The 23,530-nt window shown below is 36.9% G+C and carries 20 protein-coding genes; 16 read left to right on the forward strand and 4 right to left on the reverse strand.

Annotated elements, in window-relative coordinates:
* Positions 1-185 precede the first annotated feature (185 nt).
* The 10 genes from ACUTSE_RS01675 to ACUTSE_RS01720 all read left to right on the forward strand — a co-directional run bounded on the left by ACUTSE_RS01675 (position 186) and on the right by ACUTSE_RS01720 (position 12,241).
* Positions 186-3,023, forward strand: coding sequence for a TonB-dependent receptor (locus ACUTSE_RS01675; protein WP_445638989.1), 2,838 nt, complete (start codon positions 186-188; stop codon positions 3,021-3,023).
* A gap of 67 nt (positions 3,024-3,090) precedes the next feature.
* Entirely contained in the window at positions 3,091-4,089 is a 999-nt protein-coding gene (locus ACUTSE_RS01680) for a metallophosphoesterase (protein ID WP_445638990.1), read from the forward strand.
* Positions 4,089-5,156, forward strand: a complete 1,068-nt coding sequence (locus ACUTSE_RS01685; RefSeq protein WP_445638991.1) for a phytase — start codon at positions 4,089-4,091, stop codon at positions 5,154-5,156. Before ACUTSE_RS01680 ends, ACUTSE_RS01685 begins: the two co-directional genes overlap by 1 nt.
* Positions 5,157-5,940: 784 nt before the next feature.
* Positions 5,941-6,813 carry an SDR family oxidoreductase gene (locus tag ACUTSE_RS01690; protein ID WP_445638992.1) on the forward strand — a complete coding sequence of 291 codons (873 nt, stop codon included), beginning with the start codon at positions 5,941-5,943 and terminating at the stop codon, positions 6,811-6,813.
* A gap of 174 nt (positions 6,814-6,987) precedes the next feature.
* Complete coding sequence (locus ACUTSE_RS01695; protein WP_002990263.1) at positions 6,988-7,752, forward strand: ParA family protein; 765 nt, start codon at positions 6,988-6,990, stop codon at positions 7,750-7,752.
* Between the two features lie 24 nt (positions 7,753-7,776).
* Complete coding sequence (locus tag ACUTSE_RS01700; RefSeq protein ID WP_445638993.1) at positions 7,777-8,679, forward strand: ParB/RepB/Spo0J family partition protein; 903 nt, start codon at positions 7,777-7,779, stop codon at positions 8,677-8,679.
* A 23-nt stretch (positions 8,680-8,702) separates the two neighbouring features.
* Positions 8,703-9,275, forward strand: coding sequence for a DUF5683 domain-containing protein (locus ACUTSE_RS01705; RefSeq protein ID WP_002990266.1), 573 nt, complete (start codon positions 8,703-8,705; stop codon positions 9,273-9,275).
* A 14-nt stretch (positions 9,276-9,289) separates the two neighbouring features.
* Positions 9,290-9,997 (forward strand): 4-hydroxy-tetrahydrodipicolinate reductase, encoded by a 708-nt coding sequence (gene dapB, locus ACUTSE_RS01710; RefSeq protein ID WP_445638994.1) that lies wholly within the window; start codon positions 9,290-9,292, stop codon positions 9,995-9,997.
* A gap of 28 nt (positions 9,998-10,025) precedes the next feature.
* Entirely contained in the window at positions 10,026-11,612 is a 1,587-nt protein-coding gene (gene lepB / locus ACUTSE_RS01715; protein ID WP_445638995.1) for a signal peptidase I, read from the forward strand.
* A gap of 2 nt (positions 11,613-11,614) precedes the next feature.
* A complete protein-coding gene (locus tag ACUTSE_RS01720; RefSeq protein WP_445638996.1) occupies positions 11,615-12,241 on the forward strand; it encodes a WbqC family protein in 627 nt (208 codons plus the stop codon).
* Between the two features lie 140 nt (positions 12,242-12,381).
* Here the strand turns inward: ACUTSE_RS01720 and ACUTSE_RS01725 are convergent, their stop codons facing one another.
* The 4 genes from ACUTSE_RS01725 to ACUTSE_RS01740 all read right to left on the reverse strand — a co-directional run bounded on the left by ACUTSE_RS01725 (position 12,382) and on the right by ACUTSE_RS01740 (position 15,804).
* A complete protein-coding gene (locus ACUTSE_RS01725; protein ID WP_445638997.1) occupies positions 12,382-13,470 on the reverse strand; it encodes a peptidylprolyl isomerase in 1,089 nt (362 codons plus the stop codon).
* 5 nt (positions 13,471-13,475) lie between these two features.
* Positions 13,476-14,027, reverse strand: a complete 552-nt coding sequence (gldI, locus tag ACUTSE_RS01730) for a gliding motility-associated peptidyl-prolyl isomerase GldI (protein WP_002990275.1) — start codon at positions 14,025-14,027, stop codon at positions 13,476-13,478.
* The gene (locus tag ACUTSE_RS01735; RefSeq protein WP_445638998.1) at positions 14,020-15,042 is read right to left on the reverse strand and encodes a DHH family phosphoesterase; all 1,023 of its coding nucleotides are present in this window, start codon (positions 15,040-15,042) and stop codon (positions 14,020-14,022) included. Before ACUTSE_RS01735 ends, gldI begins: the two co-directional genes overlap by 8 nt.
* A gap of 78 nt (positions 15,043-15,120) precedes the next feature.
* Positions 15,121-15,804, reverse strand: a complete 684-nt coding sequence (locus tag ACUTSE_RS01740; RefSeq protein ID WP_115092594.1) for a Crp/Fnr family transcriptional regulator — start codon at positions 15,802-15,804, stop codon at positions 15,121-15,123.
* 129 nt (positions 15,805-15,933) lie between these two features.
* Between ACUTSE_RS01740 and ACUTSE_RS01745 the strand changes: the two genes are divergently transcribed.
* The 6 genes from ACUTSE_RS01745 to ccoG all read left to right on the forward strand — a co-directional run bounded on the left by ACUTSE_RS01745 (position 15,934) and on the right by ccoG (position 23,525).
* Positions 15,934-18,315, forward strand: a complete 2,382-nt coding sequence (locus ACUTSE_RS01745) for a heavy metal translocating P-type ATPase (RefSeq protein ID WP_445638999.1) — start codon at positions 15,934-15,936, stop codon at positions 18,313-18,315.
* An 85-nt stretch (positions 18,316-18,400) separates the two neighbouring features.
* Positions 18,401-18,607, forward strand: coding sequence for a cbb3-type cytochrome oxidase assembly protein CcoS (ccoS, locus tag ACUTSE_RS01750; RefSeq protein WP_002990283.1), 207 nt, complete (start codon positions 18,401-18,403; stop codon positions 18,605-18,607).
* Between the two features lie 6 nt (positions 18,608-18,613).
* The gene (gene ccoN / locus ACUTSE_RS01755; RefSeq protein WP_445639000.1) at positions 18,614-20,797 is read left to right on the forward strand and encodes a cytochrome-c oxidase, cbb3-type subunit I; all 2,184 of its coding nucleotides are present in this window, start codon (positions 18,614-18,616) and stop codon (positions 20,795-20,797) included.
* Positions 20,798-20,812: 15 nt separating this feature from the next.
* A complete protein-coding gene (locus tag ACUTSE_RS01760) occupies positions 20,813-21,019 on the forward strand; it encodes a cbb3-type cytochrome oxidase subunit 3 (protein ID WP_002990287.1) in 207 nt (68 codons plus the stop codon).
* Positions 21,016-22,002, forward strand: coding sequence for a cbb3-type cytochrome c oxidase N-terminal domain-containing protein (locus ACUTSE_RS01765; RefSeq protein ID WP_445639001.1), 987 nt, complete (start codon positions 21,016-21,018; stop codon positions 22,000-22,002). The genes ACUTSE_RS01760 and ACUTSE_RS01765 overlap by 4 nt, the downstream gene beginning before the upstream one ends.
* Before the next feature lie 101 nt (positions 22,003-22,103).
* Positions 22,104-23,525: a cytochrome c oxidase accessory protein CcoG gene (gene ccoG, locus ACUTSE_RS01770; RefSeq protein ID WP_445639002.1), complete on the forward strand. Its 1,422-nt coding sequence runs from the start codon at positions 22,104-22,106 to the stop codon at positions 23,523-23,525.
* Positions 23,526-23,530: the final 5 nt, after the last annotated feature.

Raw genomic sequence — 23,530 nt, forward strand, 5'->3', positions numbered from 1 at the left:
AAGAGCAAACCTCACAAAGAGCAAACCTCACAAAGAGCAAACCTCACAAAGAGCAAACCTCACCCATAATCTCATAACCCCTTCTTAACACAACAAACAAAACCAAAACACAATCATAATGATATAGAAACACAGTTTCGTAGGGGGAGGACTAAGTTTGCCTAAAACTATTCAATGTTATCATTATGAAAGTAAAGTACTTATTATTCTTTTTTACCCTTTGTTTTGCGTGGACCTTACACGCGCAAAATGCAGATAAAAAACACGGAATTGTATCCGGTAGAGTGATTGACACAACAGATAAAAGTTCACTTCCAGGAGCAGCCGTATTATTAAATAAAGGAAAACAATACACCATCAGTAATAGCAATGGTTATTTTGAGTTTTTAAATATACCTGTAGGTACTTACACCTTATCTGTTAGTTATATCGGATATGCGCCTATTGAACAAGAAGTAGAAGTAACAGCAGGACAGAATACCGTAATTAATTTGAGTTTGTCTACAGATGCACAAACCTTAGAAGGTATTGTGATTGTCGGAGATCGCCTCAAAGGACAAGCCAAGGCATTAAATCAACAGATGAACAATGCCAATGTAACCAATGTCATCTCTGCGGATCAAGTGGGGCGTTTTCCAGATTCAAATATTGGAGATGCCTTAAAACGCGTACCGGGGATTACCATGCAAAATGACCAAGGTGAAGCGCGTAACATCGTAATCCGAGGATTGGCTTCTAGCTTAAACTCCGTAACTTTAAATGGAGATCGCGTTCCTTCCGCTGAAGGAGATAACCGAAATGTACAGATGGATTTAATTCCTTCGGATATGATTTCATCCATTGAAGTAAATAAAACCTTAACCCCAGATATGGATGCTGACGCCATTGGAGGTTCTGTAGATTTGATTACCCGTGCTTCCCCTTATGGAGAACGTATTGCAGCAACACTAGCAGGAGGATATAACCCTATCAGAGAAAAGGGAAATTACATCGGAAGCTTTGTGTATGGAAATCGCTTTTTAGATTCTAAATTAGGAATGATTTTCAGCGGATCGTACAACAGCAATAATTTTGGTTCAGACAACGTAGAAGCCGTTTGGGATCAAGATGAACACGGTAATGTTTACATCAGTGAATACGACATCAGAAAATACGATGTACAACGCGTACGCCGCAGTTTCTCAGGTGCATTTGATTATAAAATCAATGAAAATCACACGATTTATGCCAGTGCGATGTACAATTGGAGAGATGATAGAGAAAATAGATACCGCGTGCGTTACAGAGGGATAACACCAGAATACGATGCGGAGAACAACATCATCGGGTACAAAGGAGATATCCGTAGAGAAACAAAAGGAGGAATCGATACGAATCGCAATAAAAATGCACGTTTAGAAGATCAACGCGTACAAAACTATGCCTTAAGCGGAGAGCATTTATGGTCGAGTAATTTAGATATGGATTGGTCGGTAAACTATGCACGTGCTTCAGAAGACCGTCCAGGGGAGCGCTACTTGGATTTTCAAAATAAGAAAGTAGCCATGGTAGAGAATTTGTCAAATGGAGATTTTCCTTTAATCACTGCAGCAAAAGATACACCCGAAAACTTTAGCTTTAGAAAACTAACAGAAAACCACAACTTTACAAAAGACAGTGAGTTTGGAGCGAAATTGAATTTCAGAATCCCGTTTTCTGTGATTGAAGATCAAAAAGGACGTTTGAGATTTGGAGGACGTTTACGTCTAAAAGACAAAGAACGCGATAATATGTTCTATGAATACACGCCAATTGCACCAAATGCAATCGGAAATTTAGCAGAAGTACCGCATAATTTTTATGATGGAAAAGACTTTCAAGCAGGAAGTAGATATGTTCCAGGTTATTTTGCTGCTAAGCAATATGTAGGTGGTTTAGATTTAAACAATGCAGCTTTGTTTGAAAAAGAAGCAAAACCAGAAGAATACTTAGCTTTAAACTACAAAGCCAAAGAGAAAATTTACGCAGGATATATCCGTTGGGATCAAGATTTTAATGCAAATTTATCCATGATTGTGGGAGCTCGTGTTGAACATACAAGTATTGATTATACCGGAAATCACATTGTAGATGAAAGTGATTTAGTAGGAGAAGTAAACAACACAAACAGCTATACGAATGTGATGCCGAGTTTGACATTTAAATACCAAACAGATACAGATTGGATTTATAGAGCTGCGTTCACTACAGCATTAGCTAGACCCGATTATTACGCCTTGGCTCCTTATATCAGTGTAATTTCTCAAGATAATGCAATTGCTGCTGGAAACCCAGATTTGAAAGCCACCTATGCCTACAATTTTGATTTAATGGCAGAAAAGTATTTCCAATCGGTAGGGATGTTCTCTGCGGGAGTGTTTTACAAAAATTTAAATGACTTTATTTATACCTACCGTTCAGATTCATTCAACCAAGATAATTTCAATGCGGCTTTCCCTGATCAAGTGAATCCAATTCAAGCGGGTGAAAACTGGAAATTTATGCAACAACGCAATGGAGATCAAGTGAATTTATTCGGGGTTGAGGTAGCATTTCAAAGACAGTTAGATTTTATCCCTGGTAAATTCTTTAAAGGATTGGGAATCTATGTGAATTATACCTATACGCACTCAGAAGCAAAAGGAATTACCAATGCAGATGGAGAGGTTAGAAAAAATATGGAGTTACCTGGATCAGCTCCTCACATGTTTAATGGATCGCTTTCATGGGAAAATGAACGCTTTTCTGCTCGTGTTTCCTTAAATTATGCTTCGGATTACTTAGATGCATTAGGAGGAAATAGCTTTGAGGATAGCTACTACGACAAGCAATTGTTTTTAGATGCAAATGCATCCTATAAAATCACGTCGTATTTACGCGTGTTTGCTGAGGCAAATAACTTGACCAATCAACCGTTGAGATATTACCAAGGGGTGAGTAATCGCGTAAAACAAATGGAATACTACCAACCTAAATTTACCTTAGGGGTTAAATTTGATTTATAATATAAACCATACACAAGAAAATTACAGCGAATAGTTTTATTGGCTGTAATTTTTTCATTTACAACACATGAAGAAAATACTTTATACTTTAGTCTTACTTAGTTTCACAGGATTAACTCAAGCACAGACGGCTTTTGAATACGAAAAAAGTACGGGTTATTCCGGACAAGATATTCCGAGTTTAGTACATCAAGAAGATAGTTTTAATTTCCTTGTTCTAGGAGATTTTGGACGCGTAGGGGATTACTATCAAAAAGAAGTAGCTCGAGAAATGGGAAATGCCATGGTGGTGCTGGATGGTGAATTTGTTGTTTCTGTGGGAGATAACTTCTATCCGAATGGCGTAGCGAGTACGCAAGATTATCATTGGACCTCTTCTTTTGAACAGGTATACACTAACCCATCGCTTTATGCGGATTGGTATGTTGCTTTAGGTAATCACGATTATTTAGGGAATGTTCAAGCACAAGTTGATTATACGAAAATCAGTAGACGTTGGAATATGCCTGATCGTTATTACAGCAAAACGTTTAAATTGGAGAATGGAAAAAAACTATTGTTGGTGGTGATGGATACCAATCCATTTATTGAGAATTACCGCAAGAGTTCGAAGTATGGAGATTTAAAGGAACAAGACACGGAAAAACAGATGCAATGGCTAGAGCAAACCTTAGGACAAGCAGATGCAGATGTGCAATGGAAAATTGTGGTAGGACATCATCCCATGTACAGTGGAGGAAAGCGAAAAGTAAATAAAGATACCCAAGGATTCGAACAACAATTCGCTGCGTTTTTTGACCGCCATCAAGTTGATGCTTATATCTGCGGACATGAACATGATTTGCAAATTATTAAACCAAAAAATCGCTATACCACGCAATTCTTATCTGGGGCTGCGAGTGAAGTTCGCCCTTCAGGAACCATGGAACACACTGTTTTTGCAGCCGCTGAACCTGGATTTATGGCTTTTTCTATCTTGAATACTAGTTTGACCGTTCAAGTGGTAAAAGCAAACAAAGAAGATGCAGAAGTAATATATACCCACACCATTCAAAAGAAAAAATAATGAAAAATAAAGCAATATACTTCTTATTTAGCTTGGCATTATTGACCAGCTGTAAAGATAAATTAGCACCTGTTTCACCAGATGCTATTCAACCTGTAGTAGTGACGGAACAAACGGTTTTTGATACTGATGATCCCGCTATTTGGATCAATAAACAAGAGCAAGCAAAAAGTTTAATTATCGGAACAGATAAGGAAAATGGCGGTGGACTCTACGCTTATGATTTACAAGGAAAGATTGTACATCAATACGTCGATATGGCACGTCCAAATAACGTGGATATTGCGTATGATTTTCCGTATCAAAACCAGAAGATTGACGTTGCAGTAGTAACAGAGCGCAACGCCAATGCGATTCGCATTTTTAAATTGCCTGAATTAACTCCTATTGATGGAGGAGGATTAAAGGTGTTTGAAGGGGAAACAACAGAAGAGTATAATGAACCGATGGGGATTGCTTTGTATGAAGGAAAAGAAGGAGGAACAACGGTATTTTACGCGATTGTAGGCCGTAAAAACGGACCTGCTGAAGGGTATTTATGGCAATACCGTTATCAAACCAATGCAGCAGGAAAGGTAGAATTGCAATTGGCACGCAAATTCGGTGCTTATAGTGGAAAAAAAGAAATTGAAGCCATAGCGGTAGATCAAGAGTTGGGCTATGTGTATTATTCCGATGAAGGAGCAGGAGTACGCAAGTATTATGCTGATCCAGCAAAGGGAAATCAAGAACTTGCCTTCTTTGCACAAACCGATGCCAAACGCGACCATGAAGGTATTGCGATTTATAAAAAAGAAGCAACAACAGGATATATCGTGGTGTCCAATCAACAAGATAATTCCATCTTAATTTACCCAAGAGAAGGAGCCTCCGATAATCCACACGAACATCAATTGATAACTACAATCCCAGTTGCAGCAATTGAATGTGATGGATTGGAAATTACAGCTCAAGGACTCGATCCTAAATTTCCGAAAGGAATGTTGGTAATGATGAGTAATGGAAAAGTATTCCATTATTACGATTGGGTGATGATTCAAGAAAAAATTGAAGAAGCAAAAAAATAGAGCTAAATAAAAAAAGACATCCCTCCAGATGTCTTTTTTTATTTAGGGGAGAAGGTGAGATTGGTGAGGGGGTGTGAATGTGAGGCGATGAGAGGATGTGAAAAAACTGTAGTGGCAAATGGCAATTTGCCAAGTAACAAGATAAATTACGGAAACAAAGGATCTATTTCCGGATGAGTTTTTCAAACAGTTTACAATTAAAATAAAAACCACTTTGCTTTAATAAGGCTATTGCGTACCGTTCCTTTGATTTTTCTTGGAGTATCCTTGGAGTATCCTTCGACTTTCCTTGGAGTATCCTAGGAAAAAAGGGGGTTTTGTCGAAGGAATGTCCTAGGAAAGTCGAGGCAATCTCCTAGGAAAGTGGAAGCAATCTCCTAGGAAGACTTATGAAAGGTAAAAGAAGAAAGAGGAAAGGGCACAATCTTCTCATCACCTCACCATCTATCTCACCTAGTTTATATTGGTTTTGGTGTTTGATGAATATATCTCACAGATTTTATATTGGTTTTGGTGTTCGATGAATCTACACTGCGTTTCGATTTCACTTTCTCACTTTCTCATCACCTCACCAATCTCACCGCCTCACCATCTATCTCATGGGTTTATATTTATTTTTGTATTCGATGAATCTACACTGCGTTCCGATTTCACCACTCTCACCACTCTCATCGCCTCACCAATCTCACCAATCTCCCCCCTCAAATAAAGTTTTTCAACCGCGATAAAAGAAAATCAACTTCCTTTTTTGTATCTTTAGAAGATATCAAAAAGAAAACAAGTTATGAATTATACAGAAAAAATGTTGCCACCAACGACATTGAAAGATAAAGTAGTGATTGTTACTGGAGGAGGAAGCGGATTAGGAAGATCCATGTCGGCTTACTTTATGGAAATTGGTGCGAAAGTCGTGATTACTTCCCGTGATTTGGACAAATTAAAACAAACAGCCAAAGAACTAGAAGAACAAACAGGAGGGGAGTGTTTCCCTGTAAGCTGTGATGTGCGACACTATGACCAAGTTGAACAGATGCTACAAGCAGTATTAGATAAATGGGGAAAAGTAGATGTGTTACTCAACAATGCAGCGGGTAATTTCATTTCACCAACAGAGCGCTTATCTTCCAATGCTTTTGATACCATTGTAGATATCGTATTAAAAGGGACAAAAAACTGTACGTTGGTTTTAGGAAAACATTGGATTGAACAAAAACAACGCAATACAGTCGTTTTAAATATTACGACAACTTATGCTTGGACCGGATCAGCCTATGTGGTGCCTTCTTCTGTTGCAAAAGCAGGGGTTTTGGCGATGACGAGAAGTTTGGCTGTAGAATGGGCTAAATACGGGATGCGTTTCAATGCAATTGCGCCAGGGCCTTTCCCTACAAAAGGAGCTTGGGATCGCCTATTACCAGGTGATTTGAAAGAAAAATTCGACCTGACGAAAAAGATTCCACTGCGAAGAGTTGGGGAACACCAAGAGTTAGCTAATCTAGCAGCTTATCTGATTTCAGACTTTTCAAGTTACATCAATGGAGAGGTAATTACCATTGACGGAGGGGAATGGCTACAGGGAGCAGGAGAGTTTAATATGTTAGATCAAGTTCCTGAAGCAATGTGGGATATGTTAGAAGCCAATGCACGCAAGAAATAAAGCAAGGTGTAAAGGACAAGATAAACGAAGTTAAATTAAGGGTATTCTTTTGGATAATAAGAGATTACCCTTTTTTTAGGTCAAAGTTGTCAATTGAGAATGTTAATAAAATAGATTTTATATACAGATAATTAATTGTATTTTTACCACTCAAAAATTTTTGATATTAAGAAAATGGGGAAAATTATAGCTGTTGCAAATCAGAAGGGTGGCGTAGGTAAAACGACTACTTCTGTTAACTTAGCTGCTTCTTTAGGAGCGCTAGAGAAAAAGGTGTTGCTCATTGATGCCGATCCTCAGGCTAATGCTACTTCTGGTTTAGGAGTAGATGTGGAAGCTGTGGAGGTAGGAACCTATGAAGTTCTTGAGCATAGTTGTACGCCTGCTGAAGCTGTTGTGGATTGTACAGCCCCCAATGTATACTTGATTCCTGCTCATATTGACTTAGTTGCGATTGAAATCGAACTAGTTGATAAAAAGAATAGAGAATATATGCTGAAAGAAGCATTACAATCAATTAAAGATAAGTATGATTACATCATTATTGATTGTGCGCCTTCTTTAGGATTATTGACATTAAATGCACTTACTGCTGCGGATTCTGTCATTATTCCAATTCAGTGTGAATACTTTGCATTAGAGGGATTAGGTAAGTTGTTGAATACCATTAAAAGCGTACAGCGCATTCACAATCCTAAATTGGATATTGAAGGGTTGTTGTTGACCATGTATGACTCGCGTTTACGCCTGTCAAATCAAGTGGTAGAAGAAGTACAAAAACACTTCAATGACATGGTTTTTGACACCATTATTCAACGTAACGTAAAATTAAGTGAAGCACCTAGCTTTGGTGAAAGTATCATAAATTACGATGCAACAAGTAAAGGTGCTACAAATTATATTAATTTAGCGGAGGAAATAGTAAAAAAGAATCACTAAAAAATAGGAGAGGAAAGATAAACTATGGCAAAAGCAATAAAAAAACAAGCTTTAGGGAGAGGATTGTCAGCGCTGTTAAAAGATCCTGAGAATGACATTAAGTCAATTGACGATACAAACGCAGACAAAGTTGTGGGTAATATCATTGAATTGGATTTAGAAGCAATTGAAATTAATCCTTTTCAGCCTCGTACAAATTTTAATGAAGAATCACTACAAGAGTTAGCGAGTAGTATTCGGGAGTTAGGTGTGATTCAACCTATTACGGTTCGAAAAATTGACTTTAATAAATATCAGTTAATTTCGGGGGAAAGAAGGTTAAGAGCTTCTAAAATTGCTGGCTTATCCACGATTCCTGCTTATATTCGCATCGCAAATGACAATGATTCGCTTGTTATGGCTTTGGTTGAAAATATCCAACGCCACGATTTAGATCCAATCGAAATCGCCATGTCGTATCAACGTTTGATGGAAGAAATTAGCTTGACACAAGAACAAGTAAGTGATCGCGTAGGAAAAAAGAGATCTACGATTGCTAACTATTTGCGTTTGTTGAGGTTAGATCCTATTATTCAAACGGGGATTCGAGATGGTTTTATTACGATGGGACACGGACGAGCAATCATTAACATCGATGACTTAGACGTACAAACGGATATTTACCATAAAATTATTGCCGAGAATTTATCTGTTCGCGAAACAGAGGCTTTGGTGAAAAGATATCAGGAAGGGGATACAGTACCAGCAACTGTAAAAGCTCAACCGAAGGCTCAACCAGTGGTGCCAGAGACGTATAGACAGTCATTTGGTCGATTTTTTGGTGCAAAGGTCGATATTAAAGCAAGCCATAGTGGAAAAGGAAAAATTACGATTCCTTTTTACTCGGAAGAAGATTTAGAGCGTATTATCAAACTTTTAGAAAAGTAGTGAGAAGTAGATTTTTATTGATAATGATTTTCAGCCTGCTTTTTCAAGTAGCAAGTTTTGCACAAGAAGAAGAAGGAATTGAAAAAGAGAGTAAAAAAGAAAAAAGAAAAAGAGAGGCCGCTTATAAGCCTCTTGATCCTGTTGCACCCTCTCGTGCGGCATTCTATACTACAATTGTTCCTGGTTTAGGACAGATTTACAACAAAAAATACTGGAAAGTTCCACTCGTATACGCTGGAATTGGAATTCCTGTTTACTTTTGGGCTGATAACCAACGCAATTACAATCGTTACCGCAACGAATATAAAAATAGACTTCAAGGGAAAATTGATCAAACAGATGAAACCCTTGCGGGATTGGATGATCAACGATTACTGGATGGACAGAATTTTTATCGTAAAAACAGAGATTTATCTGTTGTTATTGCTGTAGGATTCTATGTATTGAGCATTGTAGACGCTAACGTAGATGCGCATTTGATGCAATTCAACGTCAACGAAAACTTGACCATCAAACCCGTAATTGAATTAGACCAAAAAGGACTGATTCAACAGCAACAGTACCAATACGCGATTAATGTACAATATCGCTTTTAATCTGTACAGAACTTATGAATATTGCATTACTAGGCTACGGTAAAATGGGTAAAATCATTGAGCGAATAGCCATTGAAAGAGGACATTCAATTGTCTATATCAAACAAAGAGAACAGTCAACTGGAAATCTAGAACAAGCAGACGTGGCCATTGATTTTAGTGTGCCTTCTATTGCTGTTTCGAACATAAAAGAAGCGCTAACAGCTCAAGTTCCCGTGGTATGTGGAACGACAGGTTGGTTAGAACATTATAGTGAAATCGCTGATTTTTGTAAAGAGAAAGATAGTGCTTTCTTGTATGGATCTAATTTTAGCTTAGGGGTGAATATCTTCTTTGAATTGAATGACTACCTAGCTAAAATAATGAAGAATTTTGAGCAATATGGTGTTTCCATGCAAGAAATTCATCATACCCAAAAGTTAGATGCGCCTAGTGGAACGGCGATCACCTTAGCAGAAGGGATTTTAGCAAACTCTAGCTATGAAAGCTGGACGTTAGATCCTCAAGCAACGGAAAAGCAAATACACATTGATGCAGTAAGAGAAGATCAAGTGCCAGGTACACATACCGTGCGTTATGATTCTAGTATTGATCAAATAGAAATTAAACACACCGCTCATAATCGCGAAGGATTTGCTCTAGGAGCTGTTGTCGCAGCGGAGTGGTTAAAAGATAAAAAAGGTATTTTCTCCATGAAAGATGTGCTTAATTTGAAAAAATAAGTAAATTGGGATTTAAAATAAAAAGAGTATGACGATAGCACAATGGTTAATTTTCATCTTGCTTATTCAAGTTGTTCATTTTATAGGAACTTGGAAGCTATATGTAAAAGCAGGAAGAAAAGCTTGGGAAGCAGCTGTTCCAGTATATAATGGAGTAGTATTAATGAAAATTATCAATCGCCCTTGGTGGTGGGTAATCTTGTTGTTTATTCCAATTGTAAACTTGATTATGTTCCCTGTAGTTTGGGTTGAAATATTGAGAAGCTTTGGTAAGAAATCAACATTAGACACGATTTTAGGGGTGGTAACCTTGGGATTATACGTAGCTTTCATTAATTATGTAGGCGATGTACAGTACCGTGAAAATCGATCACTAAAACCGGAAACAGAATCAGGAGAGTTTGTAAGCTCGATTTTATTCGCTGTAGTTGTGGCAACCGTAATTCACACGTATGCTATTCAACCCTATACCATTCCAACCTCATCTTTAGAGAAAACCTTGTTGGTGGGAGACTTTTTATTTGTGAGCAAGTTCCACTATGGAGCAAGAACACCAATGACAACAGTTGCCTTGCCGATGGTACACGATACGATTCCATTTACATCCAAAAAATCGTATTTAAATAAGCCACATTTGCCTTATTTTAGATTGCCAGGTTTCCAAAAAGTACAACACAACGATATTGTTGTGTTCAACTGGCCTGTCGATACCATTTATAAATTTAATGACCCAGTGAGACGCCCTGGAGTTATTAAACCCATCGACAAAAAAACCAACTATGTAAAACGCGCTGTTGGTTTACCTGGAGAGAATTTATCGGTTAAAGAGGGTGTTGTTTTTATCAATGACAAAGAATTACAACTCAACGATAGAGCAAAAATCCAATATAGTTATTTAGTAGAAACTGATGGTACACTTGATTTAAGAGCAATTATTAAAGATAGAAAAATAAGTGATTTCGCAACTTATGTTGAGCGTCCACAATATGGCGTTTACTTTCGATCTTTAACGGATGCAGATATTGAATACCTAAAAACTTTTAGTGGAGTAAAAGCGATACATAAAAGCCCAGGAGAGAAGGAACTTCCTGGTTTAAGATCAGCGAAAAATTTTATTTTTCCTCACAACCAACCAATGTGGACTGAAAATAACCTAGGACCTATTCACATTCCTGCAAAAGGGGAAACCATCGCCTTGACGGAAGAGAATTTACCGATGTATAAACGTGCAATTCGCGTGTACGAAAACAACGATTTACAAGTCAAAGACGGACAGATCTACATCAACGGACAAGCTACGGATCAATATACCTTCAAACAAGATTATTACTTTATGATGGGGGATAATCGTGACAATTCTGAAGATAGTAGAATGTGGGGATTTGTACCCGAAGATCATATTGTAGGTAAACCTGTATTTGTGTGGATGAGTTTGGATCAAAATATACCATGGTCTAAAGCTTTTGATAAAATCCGTTGGGAACGCATGTTTATTACAGTAAATGGCAATGGAACACAAGTATCTTATTTCCCTTATTTCATTGTTATATTAGTAGGATGGGGCGGATACAGTTTATACAAAAGAAGAAAAGAAAAAAAGAATTCTAAGTTTTAATAATGTCGAATACAATTATACTACATCCGACTTATTTTCCTTCTATAAGTCACTATGTAGCGATGGCGCAAGCAGAAGAGCTTGTTTTTGAAGTAGAAGATAATTTTCAAAAGCAAACCAATAGAAACAGAATGTATATTCACAGTGCAAATGGAATGCAAATGCTGAATATACCCATCAAGCACAACAAAGAAGGAATACACCAAAAGTTTAAGGAGGTTGAAATTGAATATGCCTTTGGATGGCAAAAGCAACACTTTAAGAGCTTAGAAGCCGCTTATCGTACTTCTCCTTATTTTGAGTATTTTGAAGATGATATTCGTTCTCTTTTTGAGAAGCAACACAAGTATATGTTGGATCTAAATTTAGAGATTCACGAAATTGTAACTGAATGTTTAGGTGTAGATTGGAAATACCGCAAGACAGAAGAGTATCTAAAAGAAGTTTCAGCCGATGTAATTGATTTTAGAACGTTAGCCAACGGCAAGAAAGATGAAAATCAATTCGAACCTTATATCCAAGTCTTTGATGATAAGAATGGATTTTTAAACAACTTAAGCATATTGGATTTGTTGTTTAATGAAGGAAGAAGCGCAGTTGCTTATTTACAACGTCAACACATAAAATAAAAAAAATCCTCCGTTAAAGCGGAGGATTTTTTTATTTTAAGAGTGATGGGTTAAGGGTTAAGGGTTGTTGTGTCATAACCATAATCTCATAACTATAATCTCATAACCATAATCTCATAACTCATAACCATCACATATCACTATTTTCTATCAGCAGTTTCATATAATTTCATCTGAAACACTAAGTCTGTATTAGGAGGGATAGGACCAGCTCCACGCTCGCCATAAGCCATATGAGCAGGAATGAAGATAATAGCAGTATCTCCAAAATTCATTTGCTCAATACCTTCGATAAAACCTGGGATTAAGCCTGTTTTAGCTCCAAAGGTAAAAGGAATTGGGCTATATCCATTCATGTCTGCTCTGCGTTGATCAAATGCATCAAATTCCTGCGTTAAAGAAACAATGCTAGAATCAAATAAAAGTCCATTTTCAAAGAACCCTGCATAGTCAACAAATACTTCTTGACTGATTGCTGGTTTTTTACCTGCACCTTTTTCAACAATTACATAAGACAAACCTGAATCAAGTTTTGTTGCTTTGCTTTTTAAATCAGCAAATTGGCTTGCATATTTTTGTTGCGCACCTGCTAATTTATCTTCTTTTTCTTTTTTCTCTTTAGCTGCTTCTTCGAAGTAGTTTTTGAACACTTTTACAGCATCAAATTTTTTCGCTTCTTTTCCTTGACGGATAATTTTCACACTTTCGATTACGTCATCTTTTACAATGCTGTTTACTACATCCATTCCTTTTACTGTGTAACCGAAAACAGAGTGTCTGTTATCTAAAAACTGAGTAGGTTTGTGTGTAATAAAGAATTGACTTCCATTCGTAAAAGGACCACTGTTAGCCATAGATAAAGTTCCTGGTTTATCGTGAGTTAATTCTGGTGAAAACTCATCTTTAAACACATAACCTGGACCACCAGCACCTGTTCCGGTTGGATCTCCACCTTGGATTACGAAATCGTTCTCTACACGGTGAAATTTAATTCCATCATAATATTGTTTGCCTTTGTATTGTTCATCGACAAAAGGGTTTTTTCCTTCAGCTAAGCTCACAAAGTTTGCCACAGTTACAGGCGCCTTTTGATACGCTAACTCAACGATGATATGACCTTTGTTTGTTTGAATGTCTGCGTACAAACCATCAGGTAAATCTGATTTTTGCGTAGTACAAGACGACACTAAAGCGACTAAACTTAAAATTAGACTCGTCATTTTTTTCATTTTTATTAATTAGATTTTTTGATTGATTCCAGTGAAATAATGAAAATTAAAGGTTGGTTTTTTGCAATAGCCTTTTGATCCCCTAAATAGCTATACGCTAAACTAGAGGGACTTAATACCTTGATGCTTTCAGTCGGTTTTAAAATTTTTAAGCTATGGCGCAAAACCGGTAAGATATCCTCTTCATCAACTTTATAGGTCAATGTGCCGATTTCTTTTTGCGTATAGATAACGCTGTCATTCGCTTGACGTATTTCATACGTATATTGAACGATATCGCTCTTCTGAGGAAGGACAGAATCCTTAACCGCTCTTTTTAAGTAAGTAAACCAAAATCCTGAATTCGAGTGAATATAGGTATTGGCTTCGTCCTTTGTTCTGTATTTGGTAAAGATATCTTCTTCGCTTTCTCTCAATTCAATATTGCGATCAATCGAAAGCTTTGTTTCTACTGAACGCGAATTAGAAATAGGTTTTCGAGCATCTTGTTTCTCTTGACAACTCGTCATAAGAAAAACGCTAGCAAGAAGAGTGAAGCAAAGCGTATACTTAAACATAAAAATCTTGTTTGTGTTGTTTTACAATGTCGATATAGCGTTGAATTGTTTCATCCAGTGAAAGGGTAGATTTACCTCCTGCTGCATTGATATGTCCCCCCCCTTCAAAATAGGTACGAGCGAATAAATTCACATCTAAATTACCTGAAGAGCGGAACGAAATCTTAATAATTCCTTCTTCTTTGCGTTCAATGAAAAAAGCAGTTAAATCAATTCCACTAATAGAAAGTCCGTAATTAACTAACCCTTCCGTATCTCCTTTTTGATGAGAAAATTCATGAAGATCGTCCTCATTTAAATAAAGATAAGAAGCTTGCGTATCGGGAATCAAATGCAGATGCTGTAATGCTCGTCCCATTAACTGTAAACGGTTGAATGAACTATTGTCAAACAGCGCATGGTGAATCTTTGGGTTGTCAATTCCTTTCTCAATTAAGGCAGCCACTACTTGGTGTGTTTTCGCTGTTGTTTTCGGGAATCGGAAAGAACCAGAATCAGTAACAATTCCAGTGTAAATACAAGTTGCTGCCTCTTGGTGAACCAAATCAGTCAAATCCATTTGTTCTAAAAGCGAATACAACAATTCACAGGTTGATCCAAAAGACGTATCAGAAAAGGTTAATTTGGCGTAATCTCCAGGCATTTGATGATGGTCAATCATGACAAAATCATTGGGTAAGCTTGCTAAAAAAGCGCCCATTTCATCTCCTGTACGAGATAAGATATTGAAATCTAGCGTAAAAATACAATCGCTATTTTTTAGTATATGTTGACCTGCAGGTTTATTAAAATCATAGATTTTGATTGCTGCAGTACCAGGCATCCAAGCCAAAAAGTTTGGATACTCGTTGGGAGAGATAATTTCTACCTTATGTCCCAATTGTTTTAATACGTGATATAGACCTAAAGAAGAACCAATAGCATCACCATCGGGGTTGCGATGTGGGATGATTGCAAAGGTCTTTGCCGGTAAACTAATAAGTTGTTTTAACGTATCTATTGATGTATGCTTCATAATGCGAAAATAAGTTATTTTGCATCATTTGCATAAAAATATAGATGAATTTAATAAAATTAAAATAACAGTTCGCATTTATTCCGCCAATGCACGGAGCTCTCTCTTATCTAAAAGAATAATGTCTTTTCCTTTCAGTTGAATAATGCCATCTTTTTTCAATTCCGATAATAAACGAATACAACTTTCTGTAGCCGTTCCGACCATATTCGCTAAATCTTCACGGGATAATTTGATGTTTAAAGCTTGAGTCTCTGAAGAAGATCCTCCTAAGTCTTCCAATTTCAACAGCATAATCGCTAAGCGCTCTTTTACCGTTTTATGGGTTTGATTCGCTAAGTCTTGATCGGCATCTTTTAAGTGTGTGCAGATATCTCGCGTAACCAACAAAGAAAATTTGTTGTTCTCCGTAAAATTGTCCAACATTTCTTTTTTAGGTATAAAACACACCTGCATATCTTCTAAGGCAGTAGCAGAAAGATTAGAAGCCTCCTCATTAATAATCGAACGTTGCCCCAATAGGTCTCCTCTTTTTGCCAATTTGACAATCGAGTCTTTTCCGTTTGAATTTAATTTTGTTAATTTACAGAATCCCTCTTTGATACAATAAACCCCATTTAAACTTTCGCCTTCCGAAAATAGATTCTCTCCTTTTTTAATAATAAAGTGGGTTTTTGTTTCTGAAATAGCTAGTAACTCCTCTCTAGTTAAAGCTTTTAGAGAACTGAATTCTCTAATCATACATTGCTCACATCTTCCCATACCTATATAAACTATTTTTTCATGCAGTTGGTAAAATACCTCTGCAAAGATAGTGCTATTTACTGATAAATGTCATAATTTTTAGGAGAATTAACTAAGACCTTTGTACAAGGTAAATGAGCAAATTTTATGGATAAAAAAGCGTGTTTTCATTGTGGTAACAGTGTTACTGCCTTTAATCGTATAGACTACGATGAGAAAATGTTTTGTTGTAACGGTTGTAAAACTGTCTACGAAATCTTTAATGAAAACGATTTAACCTGTTATTATGACCTGGAATCTACACCAGGAGCTACCCCCGAAGAGATAAATGGAAAGTACGATTTCTTGAGTAATCCAGACATCGTATCGAAATTGTTGGAGTTCAATGAAGGTGATACTGCTATTGTATCGCTGTATATTCCGCATATTCACTGTAGCTCTTGTATTTGGATTTTAGAAAATCTACATAAATTAAATCCTGGAGTATACCGTGTTTTGGTCAACTTCCCGGAGAAGAAAGCTACAATTACCTTCAATACGGAAGCTATCGATTTAAAAGAAATCGTTCTCTTGCTTTGCCGTATAGGCTATGAACCTTATATCAGTTTAAAGAATTACGAAGAAAAACCCAATAGTATTGATCGCAGCTTGATCTATAAAATTGGAGTTGCCTTTTTCTGTTATGGAAATGTCATGATGTTGTCTTTTCCAGAGTACTTTAATATTGATGATATCTGGATGGATCAATACAAGAATTTCTTCCGTTGGTTGATTTTATTCTTGTCGTTGCCTGTGTTTTTCTATTCGGCATCACCTTATCACAAAGCCGCTTGGACGGGAATCAAAACAAAAAACTACACCATTGATATTCCGATGTCCTTGGGAATCATCGTCATGTTTATTCGAAGTACGGTTGATATTGTTTTTGATCTAGGTCCGGGGTTCTTTGATAGTATGACGATGCTGGTTTTCTTTATGTTGTTAGGAAAGTTATTTCAACAACGTACCTATAACTTCTTGTCTTTTGAACGCGATTACAAATCATACTTTCCAATTGCTATTACCAAATTGACAAAACAAGGAACAGAAGAACCGATTCAAGTATATGATGTGGAACAAGGTGATCGCTTGTTAATTCGCAATCAAGAGCTTTTGCCAGTGGATTCTATCTTATTGTCAGAACGCGCTTTTATCGATTACAGTTTTGTAACGGGAGAAGCTATTCCGGTAGAAAAGAAATCAGGAGATAAGCTTTTTGCAGGAGGGAAACAAATGGGAGAAGCCGTGGAAGTAGAGGCGATTAATAAGGTCTCTCAAAGTTATTTGACCCAATTATGGAGCAATGAGGTATTTCAAAAACGAGTGGATTTGAAATACAAAACGATTACCGATACAGTAAGTCACTATTTTACTCCAGCCTTATTGACAATTGCCGTGTTGGCATTTACAGGATGGGCTTTTGTGGATTTAAATAGTGCTTTTAATGTGGTAACAGCTATTTTAATTGTGGCATGTCCATGTGCCTTAGCATTAACTGCACCATTTACGTTGGGAAATGCCATTCGTATTTTGGGGCGTAAAAAGTTCTTTTTGAAAAATGTAACGGTTGTAGAGCAAATGGCAAAAGTGGATACACTCGTTTTTGATAAAACAGGAACCATTACCACCAATGCACAATCGACAATTCAATATGAAGGAGTAGAATTAGATAAAGAACAACAAGCGGATATCAAAAATATGGTTCGCGCATCGAATCACCCTTTGAGCCGAAAGCTCTATGCTTTTTTACAGGCAAAAGTCGTAATCAAGCCCACGCAGTTTGAAGAAATTGCTGGAAAGGGAATTGTTGGAGAAATCAATGGGAAAGACTATAAGATTGGTTCTGCAGCCTTAGTGGGAGCAAAGGTAACAGAACGCTTAAATGAAACAGCAGTATACATTGCAATCGATGGACAGTATGTAGGAAAATTCATTTTTGAAAATCACTACCGACCAGGGTTGGAAGAGTTGTTTAAAGGCTTGAGTCAACACCAATATAAATTGAGTATCCTTTCTGGGGATAATGAAGGAGAAAAAGCCTACTTGGAATCTGTTTTACCTCTAGGAACTGCTTTGGCCTTTAATCAAAAACCAGAAGAGAAATTGGAGTATGTCAAAGCATTGCAAGACAAAGGAGGGAATGTAATGATGATTGGCGATGGATTAAATGACGCTGGAGCTTTAGCGCAAAGTAATGTAGGAGTATCCGTGTCAGAGAATGTAAATGTCTTTACACCGGCCAGTGATGCAATCCTAGATGCTAGTGTCTTTGATCAGTTGTTGGGGTACCTTCAATTTTCTAAACAATCTGTTAAAGTTATCAAAATCAGCTATGTACTTGCTTTAACGTATAATGTGATTGGTATTACGGTGTCCATTATGAATATGATGTCACCTTTGTTAGCAGCAATTTTGATGCCAATTAGCACGTTTACAATCATTAGCTTTGTTACTTTATTGACAAATTATTATGGAAAAAAGATAAAATAAAAAAACTAATTATTAGGTTTTTGGTGATATTTATCATAGTTTTAGGTAAAATATATTGTTAACTTTGTTTTAATAATTATCAGGTATGAGTGTTATATATTTCTTAATTAGTATCAGTGTTTTCGTAGCAGGGATCTTTCTCTACATTTTCATTCGATCCGTGAAAAGTGGTCAGTTTGACGACGCTTATACGCCTTCTGTTCGTATGTTGTTTGATGATGAGCTGAAAAAAACGAAACCTAAAGAGGAGGAAAAAGACAAAAAAATTAATCAAAAAGAAAATCAAATATAAACAACTATGGAAGTGCAACAATTTTATTATGACAACAAAATTGTAAAGAAATTCCTTTACGCGTCGATCTTTTTCGGGGCTATTGGTATGCTTGTAGGATTACTATTAGCGGTGATGTTTATATTTCCTAACTTAACGGATGGAATTCCTTGGTTAAGTTACGGAAGACTACGTCCGCTACATACGAATGCAGTTATTTTTGCTTTCGTTGGAAATGCAATCTTTGCAGGGGTTTACTATTCTTTACAGCGTTTGTGTAAGTCAAGAATGTACAGTGATGTTTTGAGTAACATTCACTTTTATGGATGGCAAGCCATTATTGCTGCTGCAGCAATTACTTTGCCTTTAGGTTTTACTACTTCAAAAGAGTATGCTGAATTAGAGTGGCCAATTGATATCGCAATTGCGGTTATTTGGGTTACCTTCGGTATCAACATGATTATGACAATCATCAATCGTAGAGAACGTCATATTTATGTTGCTATCTGGTTCTACTTAGCAACTTTCGTTACAGTAGCAGTATTACACATCTTTAACTCATTAGAGTTACCGGTACACGGATTAAAATCATACTCTGTGTATGCTGGGGTTCAAGATGCACTGGTGCAGTGGTGGTACGGACACAATGCCGTGGCCTTCTTCTTGACAACACCATTCTTAGGATTGATGTATTACTTCTTGCCAAAAGCGGCGAATAGACCAGTATATTCATACCGTCTATCTATTATCCACTTCTGGTCTTTAATTTTCTTGTATATCTGGGCTGGACCTCACCACTTATTATACTCAGCTTTACCAGAATGGGCACAAAACTTAGGAGTAGTTTTCTCTGTGATGTTAATTGCACCATCTTGGGGAGGTATGATCAACGGATTACTAACGTTACGTGGAGTTTGGGATAAAGTGAGAGTAGATCCTGTATTGAAATTCTTCGTAGTAGGTATTACGGGATACGGGATGGCAACATTTGAAGGGCCAATGTTATCGTTGAAAAACGTAAACGCGATTGCACACTATACGGACTGGATCGTAGCTCACGTACACGTTGGAGCCTTAGCATGGAATGGTTTCATGACTTTTGGTATGGTGTACTGGTTAATCCCAAGAATGACAAAAACAGAATTATACTCTAAAACATTAGCGAATTTCCACTTCTGGATCGGAACATTAGGTATTATTCTTTATACGATTCCTTTATATGTAGCAGGGTTCTCTCAACACTTAATGTGGAAAGACTTTGATCCATCAGGAACATTAAAATACGGAAACTTCCTTGAAACAGTAACGGCTATTATGCCAATGTACGTGATGCGTGCAATTGGAGGTTCGTTCTACTTAATCGGATTATTCGTGTTAATTTACTTAGTGTATAAAACAGTAAGAGCTGGTAAACCAGTTGAAGACGAATTAGCTGAAGCACCAGCATTAAAAAGAATTTCTGCTTCTCGTTTAAAAGGAGAAGCTTGGCATACTTGGTTAGAAAGAAGACCAATCCAATTTACAATCTTAACAACAGTTGCGATTTTAATTGGGGGTATCGTGCAGATTGTTCCTACAATCTTCGTGAAATCTAATATTCCAACAATTTCAAGTGTGAAACCATATACTCCACTAGAGTTAGAAGGTAGAGACTTGTATATCCGTGAAGGATGTGTGGGATGTCACTCGCAAATGATTCGCCCATTCCGTTCGGAAGTAGAACGTTACGGTGAGTATTCAAAATCTGGAGAATATGTATATGACCATCCATTCTTATGGGGTTCTAAACGTACAGGACCAGACGTAATGCGTGTAGGACAGAAATATTCAGATATCTGGCATTTCAACCACATGTATAATCCACAATCAACATCTCCAGGATCGATTATGCCAGGATATAAATGGTTGTTCGATAACAAACAAGCGGATTTCTCTCGCATTGAGAAGAAAATGAGCGTAATGAGAACGTTAGGTGTTCCTTATACAGATGAAGATATTGCAAATGCAAGACAATCAATGAAGGAACAAGGAGAACAAATTGCGTTAAATTTCCAAACAGATCCGGATTATAAAGATTCATATTTAGCTAGTGAAAAAGCAGCTAAAGAAAATGGACAAGAGTTCGTTCCGATGAGCGAGCGTGAAATTGTAGCTATGGTTGCTTACCTACAACGTTTAGGTACAGACATCAAAAATAGAGTTGAGGAATAATAAAAAAGGAGCATTATGTTGAAATTTATTAAACATACAATGGAAACTATAGGCGGGATTGAGATTTACCCGATTATCTCCCTGCTGATTTTCTTTACCTTTTTTGTAGGCTTGTTTGTATGGGTATTTACCTATAAAAAAGAGACGATTGAGGAATTGAGCAATATGCCGTTTCTAGATGATGAAAAGCACAATGTTGATCCTAATTCAAAAAAATTATGAAAAAGTATTTTCCAGTATATGTAAGAGTTCCATTACTATTCTTGCTATTTTATGTATTAGTAGAATGGGTAGCAGGCGGAACAGCACAAAGACCTGCTTTCGTAGATCACCCTGCAGTGCTTATTTTGTTGGGATTGTTTTTATTCGCTTTAATAGCAGTAGAAATAGTTGCATTAGCAACCAATAGAGTACTAAGACGATTGATGACGCCTGAAGAAATCGCAGAGAAAGAAAGAGAAGACAACCTTTCATTTGCGGATAGACCTTGGGTGAAGAGATTAATGCAGAAAATGACTCGTACTAAAGGTATTAGTGATGAAAATGAGTTATTACTAGAGCATGACTACGATGGTATTAAAGAGTTAGATAACGAATTACCACCATGGTGGGTAGGTTTATTCTATATTACTGTAATATTCTCTGTTGTTTACTTATTGAGATTCCACGTATTTGGAGGCGACAACCAAATTGTAGAATACGAAAAGTCAGTGGCAATTGCTAAAGAACAAATTGAAGAATACAGAAAGACTGCCGCAGATTTAATCTCAGCAGACGAGGCACAATACTTAACGGATGAAAGCTCGTTAGCAGCAGGTAAAAAGATTTTCGAAATGAACTGTGTGGCTTGTCACCAAGCTGACGGTGGTGGAGGAATCGGACCGAACCTAACGGATGATCATTGGATTTTAGGTGGAGGTGTTAAAAATATTTTCCACACGATTGCTAAAGGAGGAAGACCTGGTAAAGGAATGGTGGATTGGGAAAAAACATTAAAACCATCTGAAATTGAAAAAGTAACATCCTATGTTATTTCATTAAATGGAACAACTCCGGCAAGCCCGAAAGAGGCAGAAGGAGATATCATTTGGTCTAAAGCTGAAATAGATGGAGCAAGCGGAGACGCTGCCGAAGCGACAGAACCAGCAACGGAAACAAATGATGATGCTTCAACTGCTGATGCAGCTGAAGTAAGTCAAGAGTAATCCCTTGACAAAACAAAAAAAACTAATAAACATATAAGAAAAAAGGAGTTGAGTGAGTATTTTACATGCTCAGCTCCTTTTTATAAAACACACACAAGGCTATGGAAAATGGAAATAATGAGAGTTTTAGAGACTCGATAAGTACCATTGACAAAGATGGTAAAAGAGCTTGGATTTATCCGAAAAAGCCATCCGGTCCATTCTACAACAAAAGAAAAATAGTTAGTTATTTACTGCTAATTTTTTTAATAGCTGCACCCTTCATAAAGATTAACGGAAATCAATTGTTGTTATTTAATGTTATTGACAGAAAATTCAACATTTTTGGCTTCCCATTTTGGCCACAAGATTTTTATTTGGTCGTAATTTCAATGATTATCGGTGTTGTTTTTGTAACCTTATTTACGGTTTCATTCGGTCGTATTTTCTGCGGTTGGATATGTCCGCAAACTATTTTTATGGAAATGGTTTTCAGGCGTATCGAATATTGGATTGACGGGGATAGAGGGGCGCAAATGAGATTAGACAAACAACCTTGGAATGCGGAGAAAATACGCAAGAGACTCTTGAAGTGGTTCATTTTCTTTGTGATTTCTTTTATCATTGCCAACGTTTTCTTATCCTATATTATCGGAAGTGACGCTGTGCTGTTAATGGTAGAAGATGGGCCATTTGTGCACATGGGGAATTTTATCGGTTTGATCATTTTTACCTGTGCTTTCTATTTTGTCTTTACTTGGTTCAGAGAGCAAGTATGTGTGATTGCCTGTCCTTATGGACGTTTACAAGGGGTTTTACTCGATAATAAGTCCATTATTGTTGCTTATGATCACGTAAGAGGAGAAAGCACAAACGGAAGAGCAAAACTGAAAAAAAATATTGACAGAAAAGCAGAAGGTTTTGGTGATTGTATCGACTGTAAACAATGTGTGAACGTTTGTCCAACAGGAATTGATATTCGAAACGGAACGCAATTAGAATGTGTGAATTGTACAGCTTGTATTGACGAATGTGATTTCGTAATGGAAAAAGCAGGCTTCCCTAAAGGGTTAATTCGCTATGCGTCTGAAGAAGAAATTGTAGAGAATAAAAAATATCAGTTTACACCGAGACAAAAAGGATATACTGTGGTATTGTCTGTTTTAGTTGTCATCTTAATTGGACTGATATTCTTGAGAACGGATGTTGAAGCAAGAGTGTTGCGTGTTGCAGGAAAAACGTTTGAACACAAAGGTGCGAATATCTCTAACGTATATACGTTTAAGATTATGAACAAAACGATGAATGACTACGATAATTTGACTTTTAAAGTGAAAAATCCAGAAAGTGCAGAAGTGAAAGTAGTTGGTAAGGATATCATCGAAGTTAAAAAAGAAAATTATAGCGAAGGGGTGTTGTTTATTGAAATTCCTCAAAAGGATCTCGATGGATATAGTACGAAAGTGACCATTGAGGTGTATGATGGAGATCGTTTGATTCAAACAACGAAAACCAACTTCTTAGGCCCGCGCTTATTGAATTAAAAATT

The sequence above is a fragment of the Myroides sp. TSA_177.3 genome (genome assembly GCF_052691955.1).

Bases quoted from the DNA above. Each gene is read 5' to 3' on its own strand.
- ACUTSE_RS01735 (WP_445638998.1), bottom strand. From the start codon at position 15,042: ATGAAGCATACATCAATAGATACGTTAAAACAACTTATTAGTTTACCG.
- ACUTSE_RS01760 (WP_002990287.1), top strand. From the start codon at position 20,813: ATGTTGAAATTTATTAAACATACAATGGAAACTATAGGCGGGATTGAG.
- ACUTSE_RS01765 (WP_445639001.1), top strand. From the start codon at position 21,016: ATGAAAAAGTATTTTCCAGTATATGTAAGAGTTCCATTACTATTCTTG.
- ACUTSE_RS01740 (WP_115092594.1), bottom strand. From the start codon at position 15,804: ATGGGAAGATGTGAGCAATGTATGATTAGAGAATTCAGTTCTCTAAAA.
- lepB (WP_445638995.1), top strand. From the start codon at position 10,026: ATGACGATAGCACAATGGTTAATTTTCATCTTGCTTATTCAAGTTGTT.
- ACUTSE_RS01700 (WP_445638993.1), top strand. From the start codon at position 7,777: ATGGCAAAAGCAATAAAAAAACAAGCTTTAGGGAGAGGATTGTCAGCG.
- ACUTSE_RS01705 (WP_002990266.1), top strand. From the start codon at position 8,703: ATGATTTTCAGCCTGCTTTTTCAAGTAGCAAGTTTTGCACAAGAAGAA.
- ACUTSE_RS01695 (WP_002990263.1), top strand. From the start codon at position 6,988: ATGGGGAAAATTATAGCTGTTGCAAATCAGAAGGGTGGCGTAGGTAAA.
- ACUTSE_RS01745 (WP_445638999.1), top strand. From the start codon at position 15,934: ATGGATAAAAAAGCGTGTTTTCATTGTGGTAACAGTGTTACTGCCTTT.
- ccoS (WP_002990283.1), top strand. From the start codon at position 18,401: ATGAGTGTTATATATTTCTTAATTAGTATCAGTGTTTTCGTAGCAGGG.
- ACUTSE_RS01725 (WP_445638997.1), bottom strand. From the start codon at position 13,470: ATGAAAAAAATGACGAGTCTAATTTTAAGTTTAGTCGCTTTAGTGTCG.
- ccoN (WP_445639000.1), top strand. From the start codon at position 18,614: ATGGAAGTGCAACAATTTTATTATGACAACAAAATTGTAAAGAAATTC.
- ACUTSE_RS01690 (WP_445638992.1), top strand. From the start codon at position 5,941: ATGAATTATACAGAAAAAATGTTGCCACCAACGACATTGAAAGATAAA.
- gldI (WP_002990275.1), bottom strand. From the start codon at position 14,027: ATGTTTAAGTATACGCTTTGCTTCACTCTTCTTGCTAGCGTTTTTCTT.
- ACUTSE_RS01680 (WP_445638990.1), top strand. From the start codon at position 3,091: ATGAAGAAAATACTTTATACTTTAGTCTTACTTAGTTTCACAGGATTA.
- ACUTSE_RS01685 (WP_445638991.1), top strand. From the start codon at position 4,089: ATGAAAAATAAAGCAATATACTTCTTATTTAGCTTGGCATTATTGACC.
- ACUTSE_RS01675 (WP_445638989.1), top strand. From the start codon at position 186: ATGAAAGTAAAGTACTTATTATTCTTTTTTACCCTTTGTTTTGCGTGG.
- ACUTSE_RS01720 (WP_445638996.1), top strand. From the start codon at position 11,615: ATGTCGAATACAATTATACTACATCCGACTTATTTTCCTTCTATAAGT.
- dapB (WP_445638994.1), top strand. From the start codon at position 9,290: ATGAATATTGCATTACTAGGCTACGGTAAAATGGGTAAAATCATTGAG.
- ccoG (WP_445639002.1), top strand. From the start codon at position 22,104: ATGGAAAATGGAAATAATGAGAGTTTTAGAGACTCGATAAGTACCATT.